The sequence below is a fragment of the Kosakonia sp. YIM B13588 genome (genome assembly GCF_042788165.1).
GTDB lineage: Bacteria > Pseudomonadota > Gammaproteobacteria > Enterobacterales > Enterobacteriaceae > Kosakonia > Kosakonia sacchari.
Window position 1 is genome coordinate 49,890 of record NZ_JBHZPO010000012.1, and the last position, 19,974, is coordinate 69,863.

16 protein-coding genes are annotated in these 19,974 nt (G+C 55.8%); 12 read left to right on the forward strand and 4 right to left on the reverse strand.

Annotation, left to right across the window (positions count from 1 at the left end; translation table 11 throughout):
• Positions 1–160 precede the first annotated feature (160 nt).
• From iscR to ACFX4U_RS18665, 11 genes are all read left to right on the forward strand, one after another.
• Positions 161–652 (forward strand): Fe-S cluster assembly transcriptional regulator IscR, encoded by a 492-nt coding sequence (iscR, locus tag ACFX4U_RS18615; protein ID WP_017459012.1) that lies wholly within the window; start codon positions 161–163, stop codon positions 650–652.
• Between the two features lie 118 nt (positions 653–770).
• Positions 771–1,985: a cysteine desulfurase gene (gene iscS / locus ACFX4U_RS18620; RefSeq protein ID WP_305735309.1), complete on the forward strand. Its 1,215-nt coding sequence runs from the start codon at positions 771–773 to the stop codon at positions 1,983–1,985.
• Positions 1,986–2,011: 26 nt separating this feature from the next.
• Entirely contained in the window at positions 2,012–2,395 is a 384-nt protein-coding gene (iscU, locus tag ACFX4U_RS18625; protein WP_017459010.1) for a Fe-S cluster assembly scaffold IscU, read from the forward strand.
• Positions 2,396–2,412: 17 nt separating this feature from the next.
• A complete protein-coding gene (iscA, locus tag ACFX4U_RS18630; RefSeq protein ID WP_131406460.1) occupies positions 2,413–2,736 on the forward strand; it encodes an iron-sulfur cluster assembly protein IscA in 324 nt (107 codons plus the stop codon).
• Positions 2,737–2,809: 73 nt separating this feature from the next.
• On the forward strand, positions 2,810–3,325 hold the full coding sequence (gene hscB / locus ACFX4U_RS18635; protein WP_313507627.1) for a co-chaperone HscB: 516 nt from the start codon (positions 2,810–2,812) through the stop codon (positions 3,323–3,325).
• 18 nt (positions 3,326–3,343) lie between these two features.
• Entirely contained in the window at positions 3,344–5,194 is a 1,851-nt protein-coding gene (gene hscA, locus ACFX4U_RS18640; RefSeq protein ID WP_313507626.1) for a Fe-S protein assembly chaperone HscA, read from the forward strand.
• Position 5,195: 1 nt separating this feature from the next.
• Positions 5,196–5,531 carry an ISC system 2Fe-2S type ferredoxin gene (gene fdx, locus ACFX4U_RS18645; protein WP_039079657.1) on the forward strand — a complete coding sequence of 112 codons (336 nt, stop codon included), beginning with the start codon at positions 5,196–5,198 and terminating at the stop codon, positions 5,529–5,531.
• Position 5,532: 1 nt separating this feature from the next.
• Positions 5,533–5,733 carry a Fe-S cluster assembly protein IscX gene (iscX, locus tag ACFX4U_RS18650; protein ID WP_007370809.1) on the forward strand — a complete coding sequence of 67 codons (201 nt, stop codon included), beginning with the start codon at positions 5,533–5,535 and terminating at the stop codon, positions 5,731–5,733.
• Between the two features lie 60 nt (positions 5,734–5,793).
• Positions 5,794–7,080, forward strand: a complete 1,287-nt coding sequence (gene pepB / locus ACFX4U_RS18655; protein WP_313507625.1) for an aminopeptidase PepB — start codon at positions 5,794–5,796, stop codon at positions 7,078–7,080.
• 46 nt (positions 7,081–7,126) lie between these two features.
• Positions 7,127–7,903, forward strand: coding sequence for an enhanced serine sensitivity protein SseB (gene sseB / locus ACFX4U_RS18660; protein WP_305735313.1), 777 nt, complete (start codon positions 7,127–7,129; stop codon positions 7,901–7,903).
• 163 nt (positions 7,904–8,066) lie between these two features.
• A complete protein-coding gene (locus ACFX4U_RS18665; protein ID WP_313507624.1) occupies positions 8,067–10,058 on the forward strand; it encodes a M48 family metallopeptidase in 1,992 nt (663 codons plus the stop codon).
• A gap of 39 nt (positions 10,059–10,097) precedes the next feature.
• Here the strand turns inward: ACFX4U_RS18665 and ACFX4U_RS18670 are convergent, their stop codons facing one another.
• The 4 genes from ACFX4U_RS18670 to ACFX4U_RS18685 all read right to left on the reverse strand — a co-directional run bounded on the left by ACFX4U_RS18670 (position 10,098) and on the right by ACFX4U_RS18685 (position 14,727).
• A complete protein-coding gene (locus ACFX4U_RS18670) occupies positions 10,098–10,868 on the reverse strand; it encodes a MurR/RpiR family transcriptional regulator (protein ID WP_313507623.1) in 771 nt (256 codons plus the stop codon).
• Complete coding sequence (gene sseA / locus ACFX4U_RS18675) at positions 10,869–11,711, reverse strand: 3-mercaptopyruvate sulfurtransferase (RefSeq protein ID WP_305735315.1); 843 nt, start codon at positions 11,709–11,711, stop codon at positions 10,869–10,871.
• Positions 11,712–11,808: 97 nt separating this feature from the next.
• Entirely contained in the window at positions 11,809–13,170 is a 1,362-nt protein-coding gene (locus tag ACFX4U_RS18680) for a 6-phospho-alpha-glucosidase (RefSeq protein WP_305735316.1), read from the reverse strand.
• A gap of 12 nt (positions 13,171–13,182) precedes the next feature.
• Entirely contained in the window at positions 13,183–14,727 is a 1,545-nt protein-coding gene (locus ACFX4U_RS18685; protein WP_313507622.1) for a PTS transporter subunit EIIC, read from the reverse strand.
• A gap of 282 nt (positions 14,728–15,009) precedes the next feature.
• Here ACFX4U_RS18685 and ACFX4U_RS18690 point away from each other — a divergent pair, with 282 nt between their 5' ends.
• Positions 15,010–19,974, forward strand: a complete 4,965-nt coding sequence (locus ACFX4U_RS18690) for an alpha-2-macroglobulin (protein ID WP_349350492.1) — start codon at positions 15,010–15,012, stop codon at positions 19,972–19,974.

A 19,974-nucleotide genomic window follows, 5' to 3' on the forward strand; every position in this document is an offset into this window, starting at 1 on the left:
GGCCTAAATATATGAAAGCACTAAACGACAAATACCTGACTAAAACAGTCAACTAAATAGTTGACCAATTTAGTCGGGAATGTCAGACTTGCGTCTGCTATGCAACATTAACATATTAATAATACACCCCGGGCAGGGGCGAGTTTGAGGCTTGTAAGACATGAGACTGACATCTAAAGGGCGTTATGCCGTGACCGCAATGCTGGACGTTGCACTCAACTCCGAAGCGGGCCCGGTTCCGTTGGCTGATATTTCCGAGCGTCAGGGAATTTCCCTCTCCTACCTGGAGCAGCTGTTTTCCCGTCTGCGTAAAAATGGCTTAGTCGCCAGCGTACGTGGTCCGGGCGGCGGTTACCTGCTGGGTAAAGACGCAAATACCATTGCCGTTGGCGAAGTCATTAGCGCGGTTGACGAATCCGTAGACGCAACCCGCTGCCAGGGTAAAAGCGGCTGCCAGGGTGGCGATAAGTGCCTGACCCATGCGCTGTGGCGCGATCTGAGCGATCGTCTGACCGGTTTCTTAAACAACATCACGCTGGGTGAACTGGTGAACAACCAGGAAATCCTTGATGTGTCCGACCGTCAGCATAATAACGAATCCCATCGCAACACCCGTGGCCAGGACGCTATCGACGTCAAGCTGCGCGCATAATAAAAAACAGAATTCAGAATCGGGCCAGGGCACACAACAGTGCCCTGTTAACGCGGTCGTACATCCAGCCGGTTGCCTGATTCCTTGCATTAGAGCGATGTACGGAGTTTAAAGAGCAATGAAATTACCGATTTATCTCGATTACTCCGCAACCACGCCGGTGGATCCGCGTGTTGCCGAGAAAATGATGCAGTTTCTGACCCTGGACGGGACCTTTGGTAACCCTGCTTCCCGTTCTCACCGTTTTGGCTGGCAAGCTGAAGAAGCGGTTGATATCGCCCGTAACCAGATTGCAGAACTGGTTGGTGCGGACCCGCGTGAAATCGTCTTCACTTCCGGCGCAACCGAATCCGATAACCTGGCGATCAAAGGTGCAGCCAACTTTTATCAGAAAAAAGGCAAGCACATTATCACCAGCAAAACCGAACACAAAGCCGTGCTGGACACCTGCCGTCAACTGGAGCGCGAAGGCTTCGAAGTGACCTATCTCGCTCCGCAGAGCAACGGCATTATCGATCTGAAAGAGCTGGAAGCGGCGATGCGTGAAGACACCATCCTCGTTTCCATCATGCACGTGAACAACGAAATCGGCGTGGTGCAGGATATCGCGGCAATCGGCGAAATGTGCCGTGCGCGCGGCATTATCTACCACGTTGACGCCACCCAGAGCGTGGGCAAACTGCCTATCGACCTGAGCCAGCTTAAAGTGGATCTGATGTCCTTCTCCGCTCATAAAATTTATGGACCGAAAGGCATTGGCGCACTGTATGTTCAGCGTAAACCGCGCGTGCGTATCGAAGCGCAGATGCACGGCGGCGGTCACGAGCGCGGTATGCGTTCCGGTACGCTGCCTGTCCACCAGATCGTTGGCATGGGCGAAGCGTACCGCATCGCGAAAGAAGAGATGGCGAGCGAAATGGAACGTCTGCGCGGCCTGCGTAGCCGTCTGTGGAACGGCATCAACGATATCGAAGAAGTTTACCTGAACGGCGATCTCGAGCACGGCGCACCGAACATCCTCAACGTCAGCTTTAACTACGTTGAAGGCGAGTCGCTGATCATGGCGCTGAAAGATTTGGCTGTATCCTCCGGCTCTGCCTGTACTTCCGCAAGCCTGGAACCGTCCTACGTGCTGCGCGCACTGGGCATGAATGATGAGCTGGCGCACAGCTCCATCCGTTTCTCTTTAGGTCGTTTCACCACCGAAGAAGAAATTGACTACACCATCGCGCTGGTACGTAAATCCATCGGCCGTTTGCGTGAACTCTCTCCGCTGTGGGAAATGTTCAAACAGGGCGTGGATTTGACCACCATCGAATGGGCTCATCATTAATTGTTGCGCAAGCAGGAGAAGAAAAAATGGCTTATAGCGAAAAAGTAATCGATCACTACGAAAACCCGCGCAACGTTGGCTCGTTCGACAACGACGACACGGTTGGTAGCGGCATGGTTGGCGCACCGGCGTGCGGCGACGTGATGAAACTGCAGATCAAAGTTAACGATAAAGGCATTATCGAAGACGCGCGTTTTAAAACTTACGGTTGCGGCTCTGCAATCGCTTCCAGCTCGCTGGTCACCGAGTGGGTGAAAGGCAAGTCACTGGACGAAGCGCAGGCGATTAAAAACACCGATATCGCCGAAGAGCTGGAACTGCCGCCGGTGAAAATCCACTGTTCTATCCTGGCGGAAGACGCGATCAAAGCCGCAATTGCGGATTACAAAAGTAAACAAGAAGCGAAATAAGGCGGGAGGTTGTTGTCATGTCCATTAGCCTGAGCGACAGTGCTGCCGCGCGAGTCAATACCTTCCTGACCAACCGCGGTAAAGGGTTTGGTCTGCGTCTGGGGGTGAGAACCTCCGGTTGTTCTGGTATGGCTTATGTCCTTGAATTTGTCGATGCGCCGAACGAAGAAGACACGGTGTTTGAAGACAAAGGCGTGAAGGTAGTGGTTGACGGCAAAAGCCTGCAATTCCTCGACGGCACTCAACTGGACTTCGTTAAAGAAGGCCTGAACGAAGGGTTTAAATTCACCAACCCGAACGTTAAAGACGAGTGCGGTTGCGGCGAAAGCTTCAACGTTTGATCGCCACCATCCGATGACCCCACCGCAGCGTCCTGCGCGTGGGGTTTGTTTCGATTGCACACCCGGAATTGTTATGGATTACTTCACCCTCTTTGGGTTGCCGGCCCACTATCCGATCGATGTTCAGGCGCTGGCGACACGTTTCCAGGATCTGCAACGTCAGTTCCACCCGGACCGCTTCGCAAACCGCCCGCAGGCGGAGCAACTGGCTGCCGTCCAGCAATCCGCTACCATTAACCAGGCATGGCAAACGCTGCGCAACCCGCTAACGCGCGCAGAATATTTGCTGTCGCTGCACGGTTTTGATTTAGCCTCCGAGCAGCACACGGTGCGCGATACCGCCTTCTTAATGGAGCAACTTGAGCTGCGTGAAGAGCTGGACGAGATTGAAAAAGCGCAAGACGCGGCCCGTCTGGAAGCATTTCAACAGCGTCTGAAAGAAATGTATGACACGCGCCATCGGCAAATGGTGGAGCAATTAGATAGCCAGACGTGGGATACCGCGGCGGATACCGTGCGTAAACTGCGTTTTCTCGATAAACTGCGCAGCGCAACAGAACAACTCGAAGAAAAACTGCTCGGTTTTTAATTTTTTTGGAAGCACATCATGGCCTTATTACAAATTAGTGAGCCCGGTCTGAGTGCCGCGCCGCACCAGCGTCGTCTGGCGGCGGGTATCGACCTCGGCACCACCAATTCATTGGTTGCCACCGTGCGCAGCGGGCAGGCGGAAACGCTGGCCGACAGCGCCGGACGCCACCTGCTCCCTTCGGTGGTTAACTACCAGGCTGACAGCCACGTTGTCGGTTATGACGCCCGCACCAACGCCGCGCTGGATTCCGTGAACACCATCAGTTCAGTCAAACGCCTGATGGGGCGCAGCCTTGCCGACATTCAGGCGCGTTACCCGCACCTGCCGTGGCAGTTCCAGCCCAGCGAAAATGGTCTGCCAATGATTACCACACGTGGCGGTCTGGTTAACCCGATTCGTGTCTCTGCGGATATCCTCAAAGCCCTTGCCGCTCGCGCGCAAGAGACGCTTTCCGGCGATCTTGACGGCGTGGTGATCACCGTTCCTGCTTATTTTGATGACGCACAGCGCCAGGGCACCAAAGATGCGGCGCGTCTGGCGGGCTTGCATGTATTGCGTCTGCTGAACGAACCAACCGCTGCGGCTATCGCTTACGGTCTGGATTCCGGCAAAGAAGGTGTGATTGCGGTTTATGACCTGGGCGGCGGCACCTTTGATATCTCTATTTTGCGCCTGAGCCGTGGCGTTTTCGAAGTGCTGGCGACCGGCGGTGATTCCGCGCTCGGCGGCGACGATTTCGACCATCTGCTGGCAGATTACATTTGTGAGCAGGCGGGCATTACCGATCGCAGTGACGCGCGCCAACAGCGCGAATTGCTGGATGCGGCGATTGCCGCAAAAATCGCCCTCAGCGATGCCGACAGCGTCACCGTTGATGTGGCGGGCTGGCAGGGCACGATCACACGTACCCAGTTTGAAGAATTGATTTCAACGCTGGTCAAACGCACTTTACTCTCTTGTCGTCGCGCGCTGAAAGATGCGGGTGTCGAAGCGCAAGACGTGCTGGAAGTGGTGATGGTCGGTGGCTCAACGCGCGTGCCGCTGGTGCGCGAACGGGTAGGCGAGTTCTTTGGCCGCACGCCGCTGACGTCGATTGACCCGGATAAAGTAGTGGCGATTGGCGCGGCAATCCAGGCGGATATTCTGGTCGGTAACAAGCCGGACAGCGAAATGCTGCTGCTGGACGTCATTCCGCTCTCGCTGGGGCTGGAAACCATGGGCGGCCTGGTAGAAAAAGTGATCCCGCGTAACACCACCATTCCGGTGGCGCGCGCGCAGGAGTTCACCACCTTCAAAGATGGTCAGACAGCGATGTCTATCCATGTGATGCAGGGCGAGCGTGAACTGGTGGCAGACTGCCGTTCACTGGCGCGTTTTGCACTGCACGGTATCCCGGCGATGCCGGCCGGCGGGGCGCATATTCGCGTCACGTTCCAGGTGGATGCTGACGGTCTGCTCAGCGTAACCGCAATGGAAAAATCCACCGGCGTGGAAGCCTCCATTCAGGTGAAACCGTCTTACGGCCTGACCGATGGCGAAATCGCCGACATGATTAAAGACTCCATGAGTTTCGCCGAGCAGGACGTGAAAGCGCGCATGCTGGCGGAGCAGAAAGTGGAAGCCGCGCGCGTGCTGGAAAGCCTTGCCAGCGCGCTTGCCGCTGACGCCGCGCTGTTAAGCGCCGCAGAGCGTGCGGAGATCGACGACGCAGTCGCGCAATTGCGCGCGGTTGCCGACGGCGATGACACCGACGCGATAGAACAAGCCATTAAAAATGTAGATAAACAAACCCAGGAATTCGCCGCACGCCGTATGGATCAATCCGTACGTACCGCGCTGAAAGGCCATTCCGTCGACGAGGTTTAATATGCCTAAAATTGTTTTTCTGCCTCATCAGGATCTCTGTCCGGATGGCGCAGTTCTGGAAGCTAAGAGCGGTGAAACCATTCTTGATGTCGCCCTGCGCGGCGGGATTGAGATTGAGCATGCCTGCGAAAAATCCTGCGCCTGCACCACTTGCCACTGTGTGGTTCGTGAAGGTTTTGACTCGCTGCCGGAAAGCAGCGAAGACGAAGACGACATGCTGGATAAAGCGTGGGGTCTGGAGCCAGAAAGCCGCTTAGGCTGCCAGGCGCGTGTGACCGATGAAGATCTGGTGGTTGAAATTCCTCGCTACACCATCAACCACGCGCGGGAGCACTGATATGGGGCTGAAATGGACCGATAGCCGCGAAATCGGCGAGGCGCTGTACGACAGCCGCCCGGACGTGGATCCGAAAACCGTGCGTTTCACCGATATGCACCAGTGGATTTGCGAGCTGGAAGAGTTTGACGATGATCCGAATGCATCGAATGAAAAAATTCTCGAAGCGATTCTGCTAGTCTGGTTAGACGAAGCATCGTAATCATCAAACGGGCTGCCTTCGGGCGGCCCGTTTTCATGAACAGTCATAAGGATAAAAATAATGACAGAAGCTATGAAAATTACGCTGACAACGCAAAGCGCCGATGCGCGCTGGGGTGAAAAAGCCGCTTACAGCATTAATAACGACGGTATCGCGCTGCATTTAACCGGGAAAGATGACGTCGGCCTGATCCAACGTGCCGCGCGTAAAATCGACGGCATGGGCATCAAACATGTTGCCCTGAGCGGTGAAGGTTGGGACGCGGATCGCAGCTGGGCGTTCTGGGCCGGTTATAAAGGGCCAAAAGGCACGCGCAAAGTGGAATGGGCGCCGCTTAATGATGCCGAACAAAAAGAGCTGGATAGTCGCCTGCTGGTGATCGACTGGGTGCGTGACACCATCAACGCGCCTGCGGAAGAGCTGGGGCCGGAGCAACTGGCGCAGCGCGCGGTCGATCTGTTGCACAAAGTCGGTGGCGATAACGTCTCGTATCGCATCACCAAAGGGGAAGATCTGCGCGAGCAGAACTATCTCGGTCTGCATACGGTTGGCCGTGGTTCCGAGCGCCCGCCGGTACTGCTGGCGCTGGACTACAACCCGACCGGTAATCCGGACGCGCCGATTTATGCCGCGCTGGTGGGTAAAGGCATTACCTTCGATTCCGGCGGTTACAGCATTAAGCCGACTTCCTCAATGGATTCTATGAAATCCGACATGGGCGGCGCGGCGCTGGTGACCGGTGCGCTGGCGTTTGCCATCCATCGCGGGCTTGATAAACGCATCAAACTGTACCTGTGCTGTGCGGATAACCTGATTAGCGGTAACGCCTTCAAACTGGGCGATATCATCCGTTATCGTAACGGTAAAACCGTTGAAATCATGAATACCGATGCGGAAGGGCGCCTGGTTCTGGCGGATGGCCTGATTGACGCCTCAGCGCAGAAACCTGAGTTGATTATCGATGCGGCAACGCTGACCGGTGCGGCGAAAACCGCGCTCGGCAATGATTACCACGCGCTGTTCAGCTTTGACGATGCGCTTGCCGGGCGTTTGCTCAGCAGCGCGAGCGCGGAAAACGAGCCGTTCTGGCGTTTGCCGCTGGCCGAGTTCCATCGCAATCAGCTGCCGTCTAATTTTGCGGAACTGAACAACACCGCAGGTGGTTCATTCCCGGCGGGGGCGAGCACGGCGGCCGGTTTCCTGTCGCACTTTGTCGAAAACTACCAGCAGGGCTGGCTGCACATCGACTGCTCAGCAACCTATCGTAAAGCGGCGGTTGAGCAGTGGGCGGCGGGAGCGACCGGCCTTGGCGTGCGTACCCTGGCGAATCTGTTAACCGCGAAGTAATTTTTTTTCCTCTCCCGTAAGGGAGAGGAAACTCTCTGGAACCACTATGTCAGAAAGCAAAAACGAATTAGAAACCCTGCTGGAACAGGCCGCGACTGAGCCTGCTTTTCGTCCGGCATTTTTCCGCACGCTGCTGGAATCCACCGTTTGGGTGCCAGGCACGGCGGCGGAAGGCGAAGCCATTGTTGAAGACAGCGCGCTCGATTTACAGCACTGGGAAAAAGATGACGGCACCTCTGTGATCCCATTCTTTACCTCGCTCGAAGCCCTGCAACAGGCAGTGGAAGAGGAGCAGGCGTTTGTGGTGATGCCCGCGCGCACACTGTTTGAAATGACGCTCGGCGAGACGCTGTTTCTCAATGCAAAGTTACCGACCGGCAAAGAGTTCACGCCGCGAGAAATCAGCCACCTGGTGGGCGAAGAGGGCAGTCCATTAAGCCAGCAGGAAGTACTGGAGGGCGGCACGGCGCTGCTGCTTTCCGAAGTAGCCGAACCGCCCGCGCAAATGGTGGATTCGCTGACCACGCTGTTCAAAAGCATCAAAACCGTGAAGCGCGCGTTTCTCTGTTCAATCAAAGAGAAGGCGGATGAGCAGCCCAATCTGCTGATTGGTATCGAAGCCGAAGGTGATATCGAAGAGATTATTCACGCCGCGGGCAGTGTGGCGACCGATACGCTGCCAGGCGATGAACCGGTGGATATTTGCCAGATCGTTGAAGGTGAAAAAGGGATTAGCCATTTTATGATGGCGCATATTACCCCTTTCTACGAACGACGCTGGGGAAGTTTCCTGCGCGACTTTAAGCAAAATCGCATTATTTAATTATCGGGCGGTATGTTATGTACCGCCTGCTATTATTTCAATAATTTAATTATTAGCCTTTTATTAATAACGCCACGCAGTCTTGCTGTTAATTCCATAAATTATGTATTAATCCTATACCTGTGATACGGTGCGTTTTTACGTTTCTTTACGGTTAATTTTTATGGACAAAAAAAGCCTGCTGTACTGCTTCGGCGTACCGTTAATTCTCTTCTTCTACGCCTGCTGGCAGAATATCCGTATTAACGAAGTGGATGTTTACCAGGTCACACAATATGGTTTTGTTGGCCATAGCGTATTTGCCGATATGTCGCGCCAGATCCTCGCCAAAGCCGGAATGTTGTTTTCTCTGTTGGGCTTGATTGCCAGTACCAGCGCGGTAATTCTCTGTGTTTTAAGCGTACGGAAAGCCCGTATATCTGCGGAAAAGTTAATTGCCGCGTTTACCCTTTGTCGTAAATTACTGCCATTTATTATGGTTGGCGTAATGGCGTCGATTGGTTTCGCGCTGGTCTGCGTGCTGTTATATGAAGTGTGCTGGATCTACACGCTTGGCAGGGCGAGCGCCTTTAATATCAAACTGGTGATATTTGTTTTGCTGATCATTGGTTCGCTGGTATTTATGGTGCTGAAAAGCCTGTTCTTACTAAAACGCTGCTTTGCGCTGTTTGAGCCACAAGATATGCAGGTTCATGGTGCGGCTGTTTCTGAAGCCGATGCGCCGGAATTATGGCGATGGGTCAGAGAATTAGCCCAGCGCGGGCAGGCTATTGTGCCGGATAATATTGTTGTCGGTTTATTTGAGGGTTTTTACGTCACCGCAAGCCCGGTGCAAATTGAAAACGGTGCGCGCTTAACCGGCAACACGCTCTATTTCCCGCTCAGCTACGCCGCGTTTATGAATAAAGACGAAGTGGCCGCCGTGATTGGCCATGAGCTGGGGCACTTTTCCGGTAATGATACCGTCTACACCCTGCATTTCGCCGGGCTGTATGCCGGTATGGAAAATAGTCTCGACTACTTTTATCGCGATGTGGTGAGCAGCGGCTGGCTTGAGCGGCTGGCGCTCAACCCGACCATTCATCTTGGCCTGTGGTTTTACCGTCAGTTCCACGAAACGGTCAATGGCTGGAGCCGCGTGCGTGAACTGGCGGCGGACGCGGCGGGCGCACGTACCAGCTCACCGCAGGCGCTGGCGGCTTCGCTGCTGCGTTTCTCTGCGCTCAATGAACGCTTTAACGCGCCGATGGAGCTGTTCTTTAACCGCAAACTTGAGACGCACGACCTGGTGCACAGTCTGTTTACTTCGCTGCGTGAGGGCGGGCGTTTTGATGTTGCCGCCTCACTTGAGCAGGAACTGGCGCACCCAACAGACAGCCACCCGCCGACGCGCGTGCGTATCGAGCAACTCAATGTGCCGCTGGATGAAACGCTGCTGGCCAGGGCGTCGCGCCCGGCGGACGAGGCGGATTACCAGTGGATGCGCAGTTTATTCCGCGATGCTTCGGCTTTGTCAGCCGCGTTAACCGCCGGCATGGCGAGCAATGTGGAAGCGCACCATGACGCTTATCAGGCCGAATTAGAGAATCTGGCAGCACACTCAACAGAAAGCGTCGTTGTCTCGCTGCGTAAGAAAAATTTCTGGTTGTTCCTGGTGCTGGCGGTGCTCTGTGTTGCTGGTGCCGGTTTAGTCCTCGCGCTGAGTATCCAGTGGAACGCCACCGCCAATAGCTCGATGGAGAAGATAATCTTTGGTCTGGTCGCCGGTGGGCTGATCTTTGGGCTGGCGAGCTGGACGATGCATACACGTGTGCGTCAGCCGCTGTTCACGTTGACTGCGCAAGGTATCGAGAGCTATCAGCTCAGCGCGCCGCTGTTGCTGGCGGAGATTGAAAATATTGATATTCGTAGCGTCAATGAGTGGGTGTTTATCGATCTCTACTGGCGGGAAGGCTATCAGCCGCCGACCTGCACTGTCGGGCGTTTGTTCCGCAGTTTTACGTTTGAGCTGAAGAAGAACAAAGCGGTGATAAGCCTGCCCGGTGGGGTGTTGAAAGGCGCACAGCGTGAGAAAATGTCGATTGAGGAGTTGTATGTCGCGCTCCATGAATACATTCAGGCCGCCTGGGCACGGCGTGAACTGAACCATTCGTAATTCGCACGTTTGCTGATGCTTGCCGCGCTGCGGCAAGCATTATTGCGTCGCTTCCAGCAGCAACAAATCCATCAGCAGGACCAGATTTGACTCGAACGAGGTGATGCCGGCGGCTTCAGCGGCAAAATGCACCGCTTCGTCGTACAGCGCGAAATGGATATCCGCCATCTCCGCCAGCGGGTTTACCGACGCGCGGGTAAATGCCACCACTGTCATACCGACCGTGCGCGCAATACGGGCTTTATCCAGCACTTGTTCCGTTTCACCGCTGCGGGAGACGGCAATAAACACCTGGTAGCGCGCCGCGTTACTGAGAAAGATATTCCGGCTGTCGCCCGGTCCGGAAATAAACGCCGTCTTGCCCAGCACCTGCAATTTCTTGGTCAGGTACTCGGCAAACAGATAGGAAAAACCGGCACCGTAAAGAAAAAAACTTTCCTGCTCAAGCAGCAGGGCAGCGAATTGTTGCCGTTTTTCCGCGCTCACCCACTGAAACGTACGCTGATAATTCGCCATAAACTGCGCGAAAGCGGCGGGTAGCTCGGCGGGTTCACTGTGCGGGCCGGTAATGTGCGGCGTGTCTGCCAGCCGCTGTTTGCAGTGCCAGATAAACTCGCTATAGCCGCTAAAACCGAGCTTCTGGCACAGGCGAATAATGGTGGCGGTGGAGACGAATGTCGCCTGTGCCAGCTCGCGCACCGTGATCTTTCCCACCAGCAACGGGTGTTCCGTCAGATGCGCAAGAACGCGATATTCCGCGCGGGTCAGTGATTCCCCGCGCGTCAACAGTGGCGCCAGTCGGTTATCCATTTACGCCGTTTCGATGGGTAAATCGTCGCGCGCCCCCCATTCACTCCAGGAGCCGTCATACAGCGTTACGTTACTTGCACCAAGCGTTTCCAGTGCAAGAATAACCACCGATGCCGTCACGCCGGAGCCGCAGCTGGCGATAATCGGTTTGTGCAGATCCACACCCTGACGGCGGAAAATCGCCGCCAGCTCATCGGTAGTTTTCAGTTCACCTTCAACGACTAAATCGACCCACGGTACATTCAGCGCACCGGGAATATGGCCGCGCTTCAGACCCGCGCGCGGTTCATCCACTTCGCCATTAAAACGTGGAGCAGGGCGGGCATCGACAATTTGCGCCGTGCCTTCGTGGCTTGCCAGCAGCACGTCGGTCAGTTTTTTCACCACGTGCGGGTCGAAATTGGCATTGAAATCGGACTCCGGCAGCGGCACGTCGCCTTTTTGCAGCGGCAGGGCATCGCGCTGCCAGCCTGCCAGCCCACCGGCCAGAATCGAGACATTCTCCACGCCGTGATTACGCAGCATCCACCAGGCGCGCGGGGCAGAGAAGAGATTGCCCTCGTCATACACCACCAGATGTTTATCCTGGTTGATGCCCAGTTCACGCATTGCCACGGCGAACGCTTCCGGGCGCGTCAGCATATGCGGCAGCGGCGTGGTGTGATCGGAAAGGGCTTCGATATCAAAAAAGACCGCCCCGGGAAGGTGCCCGGCGCGGTATTCCGCTCTCATGTCGCGATGCTCCTGACCCACTGGCGCCATCCGCGCATCAATCAGCTGGATTTCGGGATCATCGCTGTGCTCTATCAGCCAGTCGGCCGCGACAAAAAACGAGGTGGACATGGTTGTCTCCGTGTCATCAACAGTAACCTGAATTGTTAACGTTTTTTCATGACCCGACAAGCCGACTTCGCTAACGCCGCGAGCGACCTCGTTATTTTTATGCTGGTTTGCCGTTTTCCCATGCTTTTTGCAGCGCTGGCCAGTAGTCACGGTTGGCCTCGATCATCTCATCCAGAATTGCTTTCGCATGCTGCATGGTCGGTACGGTGCGGTTGAGGGTAAATGCCTGCAGCGCTTTCTCGTAACTGCCTTCAATGGTGGCTTCCACCAGCAGTTGTTCCGACGCCAGTTGTTGCATCAATAAGGTCTGATGAAACAGCGGCACCGCACCCATCCGCACCGGTTCCGGCCCTTCACTGGTGATATAGGCCGGGACTTCCACCATGGCATCGTAAGGCAGGTTAGCAATCGCCCCTTTGTTTTCCACAATCACCAGATGGCGCTGGCGCAGGTCAAAAGCCAGCGAACACGCGACATCGACGATAAATGCGCCGTGTACCCCAACATGGAACGCATCCGGCAGAATACCGGTGCGCTGATATTCCGCCGCAGCGGCAAACAGTTTTTTCTCGCGCCCGTCCATCACTTCATTGGCACGGGTGTAATCGGCGTTTTGATGCGCCACAATGTCGTTTGGCATCAGGTAATACTGCAAATAGGGGTTCGGCAAAAATTCCGGGAAGTGATCCATTATCGGCTTAATATTGCGCCAGGTTTTCACCCATGACGGATCGGAATGTTGCGGATCGGTTTGCGCGGCATCTTCAGTCAACAGACCAAAACGGGCCACGTGCTCACGCAGTTCCGGCAGCCGGTCTTCGCCATCGACCCGCACTTTGGTAAACCAGCCAAAGTGATTCAGGCCGAAGTAATCCACCTCCAGTTTGTGGCGATCAACGCCGAGGATCGCGCCCATATTGCGCATTGCCGCCACCGGCATATCACAAATATTCAGCACGCGCGCGTTGGGACGCAGGCGGCGCACCCCTTCGGCGACAATCGCTGCCGGGTTGGAGTAGTTAACGATCCAGGCGCTTTTGTCAGCGTAACGTTCCACCAAATCTATCAGTTCTACCATCGGCAAAATGGTACGCAGCCCGTAAGCCAGCCCGCCAGGCCCGCAGGTTTCCTGACCCACCACGCCGTGGCGCAGCGGGATCTTTTCATCCTGCTCACGCATTTTGTACTGCCCGACGCGCATCTGCGCGAAGACAAAATGTGCGCCGCGAAATGCCGTTTCCGCATCACTGGTGACGGTAAATTTAATGCTCTGGCTGTGGTCACGGATCACTTTTTCCACCACCGGTGCGATGGTGTTTTGCCGGGCTTCATCGATATCGTAAAGGCGGATTTCCGCCAGCGGAAAATCTTCCAGTCTCACCATCAGGCTTTTGACGATGCCTGGCGTATAGGTGCTGCCGCCACCGGCGATCGATAAAATAAACGGGGGTTTAATCATTTCTGGACTCCTTTAGAGAAACATCTCAACCGCTTCTCGCATTTTTTTGACATGCAGCCCGTAGACCACCTGAACGTTATTACCTTGTTTGATCACGCCTTTTGCGCCTGTCGCTTTCAACTGCGGCTCATTAATCACCGCCGTGTCTTTTACCGTTACGCGCAGACGGGTGTAGCAGTTATCCACCACTTCAATATTGGCGCGCCCGCCCAGCCCTTCGATAATCGCTTCGCCAACCGCGTCGTTATTGCCTTTGGCCTGGTAATCCTGCTTGCTGTAAAGGCGTGTCTCTTCGCTGTCATCCTCACGCCCTGGCGTTTTCATATCGAAGCGCGAAATCAGGAAGCGGAAGATAACGAAGTAGAGGGCGAACATGATGAGCCCGACGAGGATGTACATCGGCCAGTTGGATTTTCCGGTGCCGAGCGGCAGGTTGTAGAGAATGAAATCGATAATGCCGTTCGCGCCGATGGCATGAACGCCGAACAGGGAAAACAGCATCATGCCAATGCCGGTCAGTACGGCGTGGACCACAAACAGCAGCGGCGCGACAAACAGAAACGAGAACTCAATCGGTTCGGTCACGCCCACCAGCAACGAGGTGAGCGCGGCGGGGATCAGAATCGCTTTTGCTGCGGCTTTGCGCTCGGGTTTCGCGGTGACATACATCGCCAGCGCGGCAGCCGGCAGGCCGAACATTTTACTGATGCCGCGCGCATCCCACACCGCCGTGCCACTTAATTGTGTGACGCTCGGGCAGGCCATTTCCGCGAAATAGATATTGCGTGCGCCCTGATAGGTGCTGCCGCAGACATCTGCCGTACCGCCTAACTCGGTATAGAGGAACGGGGTGTAAACCAGGTGATGCAGCCCGGTCGGTACCAGAATGCGCTCCAGAAAACCGTACACCGCGACGCCGAATGGCCCGGCCCCCTTAATTGCCAGCGCCAGCGCACTGATACCGTGCTGAGCAAAGGGCCATAACTCACTCATCACCACGCCGAGCACGATGGACACCGGCAGCATAATAATGGCGACAAAACAGTGGCCGGAGTAAATCGCCATCGCGCCGGAAAACTGCACGCCGGAATATTTATCGTACAGATAGCCCGACAGCGCGCCGGTGAGGATCCCGGCAAAGACGCCCATCTCCAGCACTTGTACGCCCAGCACCATGCTTTGCCCGGCGGCTTTCATCTGCGCGGCAGGGGCCAGCGCGCCCTGCATCTGCAGAGTGACATTCATGGCGTTGATGAAAACAATAAACGTCACCAGACCAATTAACGCGGCATAGCCTTTATCCCGCGAAGCCAGCCCGACCGGGATACCGACGGCGAACACCAGTGCCAGGTTAGCCAGCACCGAAACGGCGGATTTGGCAATTAACTGGCCGACGTTTTGAATAAACGGATGACCAAGAAAGGGCAAATATTCGGCCAGGTTGCCGTTGCCAAAGATATTTCCGAAGGCAATAAACAAACCGACGATGGGCAAAATGAGCACCGGACCAAAGAGGGACTTACCAAAATTTTGTAGGGCATTCACGGCTCTGGACATAATGTTCTCTCTTATTAGAACCGCGCACAAAGGTGCACAGACCGCTTAACGTTAGCAGCCAGCAATAAGAAATATCCAGCTATCTTATTGTTTTAAAAACAAATGACCCATAACGTAACATGTTACATTACGGGCTGTGATCGGGTTAACAGGAAGGGTGAAGAACGTTAGCTGCGCTTTGCGAGGCGCTTTCCAGAATTCATCGGCGGTTTTGTAATTGTCACGGTTGCGCATAATAATGTGTGAGCCTCTTTCAACAGGTTACTTAACCAGGGATAACGAATGAAACCGCTACGTCTTGCGGCGCTAACTCTTGCGCTCGTCACCACCTTTACGCTCGCGGGCTGCGATGATAACGATAAGCCTAAGGCCGCCAGCGCACCCGAATCGAAGGCTGCGCCTGCACCAGAGCAAAAAACACCGGCGGCTATCCCGCAGGATAAAGCAAAGCTTGCTGAGCTTGCCGCACGCAGCGAAGGCAAACCGTTAACCCTGCTGGATGCCTCCGAAGTGCAGCTTGACGGCGCAGCAACGTTGGTGCTGACCTTCTCGGTGCCACTGGAGCCAGACCAGAACTTTGCTTCCGCCGTGCATCTGGTGGATAAAAAAAGCGGCAAAGTGGATGGTGCCTGGGAACTGGCGCCAAACCTGAAAGAGCTGCGCCTGCGCCATCTCGAACCTAACCGCGAGCTGCTGGTATCGGTCGATAAAGGGCTGCTGGCGCTGAACAAGGCTACGTTCGGTAGCGATTACGAAAAAACCATCACCACCCGCGATGTGCAACCGAGCGTAGGTTTCGCCAGCCGTGGTTCGCTGCTGCCAGGCAAAGTAGTGGACGGGCTGCCGGTGATGGCGCTGAACGTGGACAACGTTGACGTCAATTTTTACCGCGTAAAACCGGAATCGCTGGCCGCGTTTATCAGCCAGTGGGAGTACCGCAGTTCACTGTCGAACTGGGAATCTGAAACGCTATTGAAAATGGCCGACCTGGTTTATACCGGCCGTTTTGATCTCAACCCAACCCGCAACACGCGTGAAAAACTGCTGTTGCCACTGGGCGGTATTCAGCCGTTACAGCAAACCGGCGTTTACATCGCGGTGATGAACCAGGCCGGGCATTACAACTACAGCAATGCCGCCACCTTGTTCACCCTCAGTAACATTGGCCTTTCTGCGCACCGTTACCACAACCGGCTGGATATCTTCACTCAGGGCCTGGAAAACGGCGCTGCGCTCGCCGGCATTGAAGTGATGCTGCTGAACGAGAAAGGGCAAACCCTGGCGCAGGCCACCAGCGATAGCGATGGTCATGCCACGCTCAGCACCGATAAAGAAGCGGCGTTGATCCTCGCGCGCAAAACGAGTGAAACCACGCTGCTGGATCTGAAATTACCGGCGCTGGATCTTGCCGAGTTCGCCATTGCAGGCGATCCGGGCTACAGCAAACAGTTCTTTATGTTTGGCCCGCGCGATCTCTACCGCCCTGGCGAAACAGTGATCCTTAATGGCCTGCTGCGCGACAGCGACGGTAAGCCGCTGGCAGCGCAGCCGGTAAAACTCGAAGTGGTAAAACCGGACGGGCAGGTGATTCGCACGGTGGTCAGCCAGCCGCAAAATGGGCTGTATCAGTTTACTTATCCGCTGGAAACCAGCGCGCAAACCGGCATGTGGCACATCCGTGCAAACACCGGGGATAATCTTTCTCGTGAATGGAGTTTTCACGTTGAAGATTTTATGCCAGAACGCATGGCGCTGAATATTACGCCGCAACCAGAGCCTGTTGAGCCTGCCGCAGACGTGGTGTTTAACATTGACGGCCACTATCTGTATGGCGCGCCCGCCAGCGGTAACAGCCTGCAAGGCCAGCTGTTCCTGCGCCCTCTGCGCGAAGCCGTTCCCGCACTACCGGGCTTCCAGTTTGGCGATATTGCCGAAGAGAATCTAAGCCGCAGCCTGGATGAAGTGCATCTGACTCTGGATAAACAAGGGCAAGGCGAAATCACCACGCCGAGCCAGTGGCAGGATTCGCACTCACCGTTGCAGGTGATTTTACAAGCCAGCCTGCTGGAGTCAGGCGGTCGCCCGGTGACACGCCGCGCAGAACAGGCTATCTGGCCCGCGCAAGCGTTGCCGGGCATTCGTCCGCAGTTTGCCTCCAAAGCGGTGTATGACTATCGCACTGACACTACCGTGAACCAGCCGATTGTTGATGAGGGCAGCAATGCCGCTTTTGACATTGTCTATACCGATGCCAGTGGTGCGAAAAAAGCGGTCAGCGATTTGCAGGTGCGCTTGATTCGTGAACGCCGCGATTACTTCTGGAACTGGTCGGAAAGCGAAGGCTGGCAATCACAGTTTGATCAGAAAGATCTGGTCGAAGGCGAACAAAGCCTGACGCTCAAAGCAGATGAAACCGGAAAAGTCAGTTTCCCGGTGGACTGGGGTTCCTACCGCCTGGAAGTGAAAGGGCCGGATGACACCATCAGTAGCGTGCGCTTCTGGGCCGGTTACAGCTGGCAGGACAACACCAATGGCGCGGGTGCGGCAAGGCCGGATCGCGTCACCATGAAACTGGATAAACCGGCCTACAAACCGGGCGATACCATCAAATTGCACGTCACCGCGCCTGCCGCAGGCAAGGGCTATGCAATGATCGAATCCAGTGAAGGTCCGCTGTGGTGGAAAGAGATCGATGTACCGGCAGAGGGCGTTGATCTGAGTATTCCTGTCGATCAGAAATGGCAGCGCCACGATCTCTACATCAGCACGCTGGTGGTGCGCCCTGGCGATAAATCGAAATCCGCCACGCCAAAACGCGCGGTAGGTTTACTGCATCTGCCGATGGGCGATGAGAACCGCCGCCTTGACGTGACGCTCGACGTACCGCAGAAAATGCGCCCTAACCAACCGCTGACGGTGAAAGTCAAAGCAGCGGTTAAAAACGGTGCCACGCCAAAACAGATCAACGTGCTGCTTTCTGCCGTGGACAGCGGTGTGCTGAACATTACCGATTATGTGACGCCGGATCCGTGGCAGGGCTTTTTCGGCCAGAAACGCTACGGTGCGGATATTTACGATATTTACGGTCAGGTGATTGAAGGGCAGGGACGTCTGGCGGCGCTGCGCTTTGGCGGCGATGGCGACGAGCTTAACCGCGGCGGCAAACCGCCGGTCAACCATGTCACCATTATTGCTCAGCAGGCACAGCCGGTAACGCTTGATGAAAATGGCGAAGGTACGGTGAGCTTGCCGATTGGCGATTTCAACGGCGAGCTGCGCGTAATGGCCCAGGCCTGGACGGCGGAAGACTTTGGTAGCAACGAAAGCAAAGTGATTGTTGCAGCGCCGGTGATTGCAGATCTTAATACGCCCCGTTTCCTTGGCAGTGGCGATACTTCTCGCTTGACGCTGGATCTGACTAACCTGACCGATCAACCGCAAACGCTCACTGTCGCGCTGGCGGCGAGCGGCCTGCTGGCACTGGAAAGCGGTCAACCGGAACCGGTTAAGCTCGCTGCCGGCGAGCGCACCACGCTGTTTATTCCGGTGCGCGCGCTGGAGGGCTTTGGCGATGGCGAGATTAGTGCGCAAATCAGCGGCCTGGCCTTACCGGGTGAAACGTTCGCACCGCAGCAAAAACAGTGGAAAATCGGGGTGCGGCCCCCGTTCGCGGCACAGACGGTCAATAGCGGTGTGATGCTCAATCCGGGTGAGAGCTGGCATACGCCTGGGCAGCATCTTGCCAATGTTTCACCCATGACCTTGCAAGGCCGCTTACTGCTTAGCGGCAAGCCGCCGCTGAATCTGGCGCGCTATATCGAAGAACTGCGTGCTTATCCGTACGGCTGTCTTGAACAGACCACCAGCGGGTTGTTCCCGTCGCTTTATACCAACGCCGCGCAGTTGAAAGCGCTGGGCATCAAAGGAGACAGTGATGAGCAGCGCCGCGCGGCGGTGGATTTGGGTATCTCCCGGCTGCTGCAGATGCAACGCGAAGATGGCGGTTTCGCGCTGTGGGACAAGAGCGGGCCGGAAGAGTACTGGTTGACGGCCTACGTCACCGACTTCCTGGTTAGCGCGTCTGCGCAGGGGTATAGCGTGCCCATGGACGCGCTGAATAATGCCAATAACCGCTTACTGCGTTATTTGCAGGATCCTGCGGCCATGTCCATTCGCTATACCGATGACGCGCCGGCAACCAGGTTCGCCGTACAAAGCTATGCCGGTCTGGTGCTGGCGCGCCAGCAGAAAGCGCCGTTAGGCGCACTGCGTGAAATCTGGCAACGTCACGAGCAGGCCAAAGCGGCGCTGCCGCTGATGCAGCTGGGCGTGGCGCTGAAACTGATGGGCGATGCGCAGCGCAGCGAACAAGCGTTAGCGCTGGGGCTGAAAACGTCTCGCCCGCAGTCCGGGCACTGGCTGGCGGATTACGGCAGCGAACTGCGTGATAACGCATTGATCCTGGCGCTGCTGGAAGAGAACAACCTGCTGCCACAGGAGCAGCCGCGTCTGCTGGCAACGCTCGCCGATCAGGCCTACGGCCAGCGCTGGTTGTCGACACAGGAGAGCAACGCGCTGTTTATGGCCGGGCGTAATCTGCAAAACGCTACTGGCGTGTGGCAGGCACAAACCTCTCTGGATGCAGCAGGGCTCGGTGGCGATCGTCCGCAAAGCCGCAATCTCAGTGCCGATCAACTGGGGGCATTGCAGGTTACCAATAGCGGCAGCACACCGCTGTGGTTGCGTCTCGACAGTACTGGTTATCCGGAGCAGGCACCTGCGCCGTCCGGGAAGGTATTAAAAATTGAGCGTACGTTCCTGGGAACCGATGGTCGCAGTAAATCACTTTCGTCACTGAAAAGCGGTGAACTGGTGCTGGTGCGTCTCGACGTGAACGCCAGCCAGAACGTACCGGACGCGCTGGTGGTTGATCTACTGCCCGCCGGGCTGGAACTGGAAAACCAGAACCTCGCCGATAGCAGCGCCAGTCTGCAAGATAGCGGCAGTGAAGTGCAGGATCTGCTTAATCGCATGCAACAAGTGGATATCCAGCATATGGAGTTTCGTGATGACCGATTTGTTGCTGCGGTGCCGGTAAACGCAGGGGAGTGGGTCACGCTGGTTTACCTGGCGCGCGCGGTCACACCGGGCACTTACCAGGTTCCTGCTCCGCAGGTGGAGTCAATGTATGTTCCGCAGTGGCGGGCGACCGGTGCGACCAGTGGTCCGCTGATTATCGTACCGTAA

Excerpts from the sequence above, each read along its gene's own strand:
- iscA (WP_131406460.1), top strand. The coding sequence starts at position 2,413 with ATGTCCATTAGCCTGAGCGACAGTGCTGCCGCGCGAGTCAATACCTTC.
- ACFX4U_RS18690 (WP_349350492.1), top strand. The coding sequence starts at position 15,010 with ATGAAACCGCTACGTCTTGCGGCGCTAACTCTTGCGCTCGTCACCACC.
- hscA (WP_313507626.1), top strand. The coding sequence starts at position 3,344 with ATGGCCTTATTACAAATTAGTGAGCCCGGTCTGAGTGCCGCGCCGCAC.
- iscS (WP_305735309.1), top strand. The coding sequence starts at position 771 with ATGAAATTACCGATTTATCTCGATTACTCCGCAACCACGCCGGTGGAT.
- iscR (WP_017459012.1), top strand. The coding sequence starts at position 161 with ATGAGACTGACATCTAAAGGGCGTTATGCCGTGACCGCAATGCTGGAC.
- hscB (WP_313507627.1), top strand. The coding sequence starts at position 2,810 with ATGGATTACTTCACCCTCTTTGGGTTGCCGGCCCACTATCCGATCGAT.
- ACFX4U_RS18680 (WP_305735316.1), bottom strand. The coding sequence starts at position 13,170 with ATGATTAAACCCCCGTTTATTTTATCGATCGCCGGTGGCGGCAGCACC.
- ACFX4U_RS18685 (WP_313507622.1), bottom strand. The coding sequence starts at position 14,727 with ATGTCCAGAGCCGTGAATGCCCTACAAAATTTTGGTAAGTCCCTCTTT.
- ACFX4U_RS18670 (WP_313507623.1), bottom strand. The coding sequence starts at position 10,868 with ATGGATAACCGACTGGCGCCACTGTTGACGCGCGGGGAATCACTGACC.
- iscX (WP_007370809.1), top strand. The coding sequence starts at position 5,533 with ATGGGGCTGAAATGGACCGATAGCCGCGAAATCGGCGAGGCGCTGTAC.
- iscU (WP_017459010.1), top strand. The coding sequence starts at position 2,012 with ATGGCTTATAGCGAAAAAGTAATCGATCACTACGAAAACCCGCGCAAC.
- sseB (WP_305735313.1), top strand. The coding sequence starts at position 7,127 with ATGTCAGAAAGCAAAAACGAATTAGAAACCCTGCTGGAACAGGCCGCG.
- ACFX4U_RS18665 (WP_313507624.1), top strand. The coding sequence starts at position 8,067 with ATGGACAAAAAAAGCCTGCTGTACTGCTTCGGCGTACCGTTAATTCTC.
- fdx (WP_039079657.1), top strand. The coding sequence starts at position 5,196 with ATGCCTAAAATTGTTTTTCTGCCTCATCAGGATCTCTGTCCGGATGGC.
- sseA (WP_305735315.1), bottom strand. The coding sequence starts at position 11,711 with ATGTCCACCTCGTTTTTTGTCGCGGCCGACTGGCTGATAGAGCACAGC.
- pepB (WP_313507625.1), top strand. The coding sequence starts at position 5,794 with ATGACAGAAGCTATGAAAATTACGCTGACAACGCAAAGCGCCGATGCG.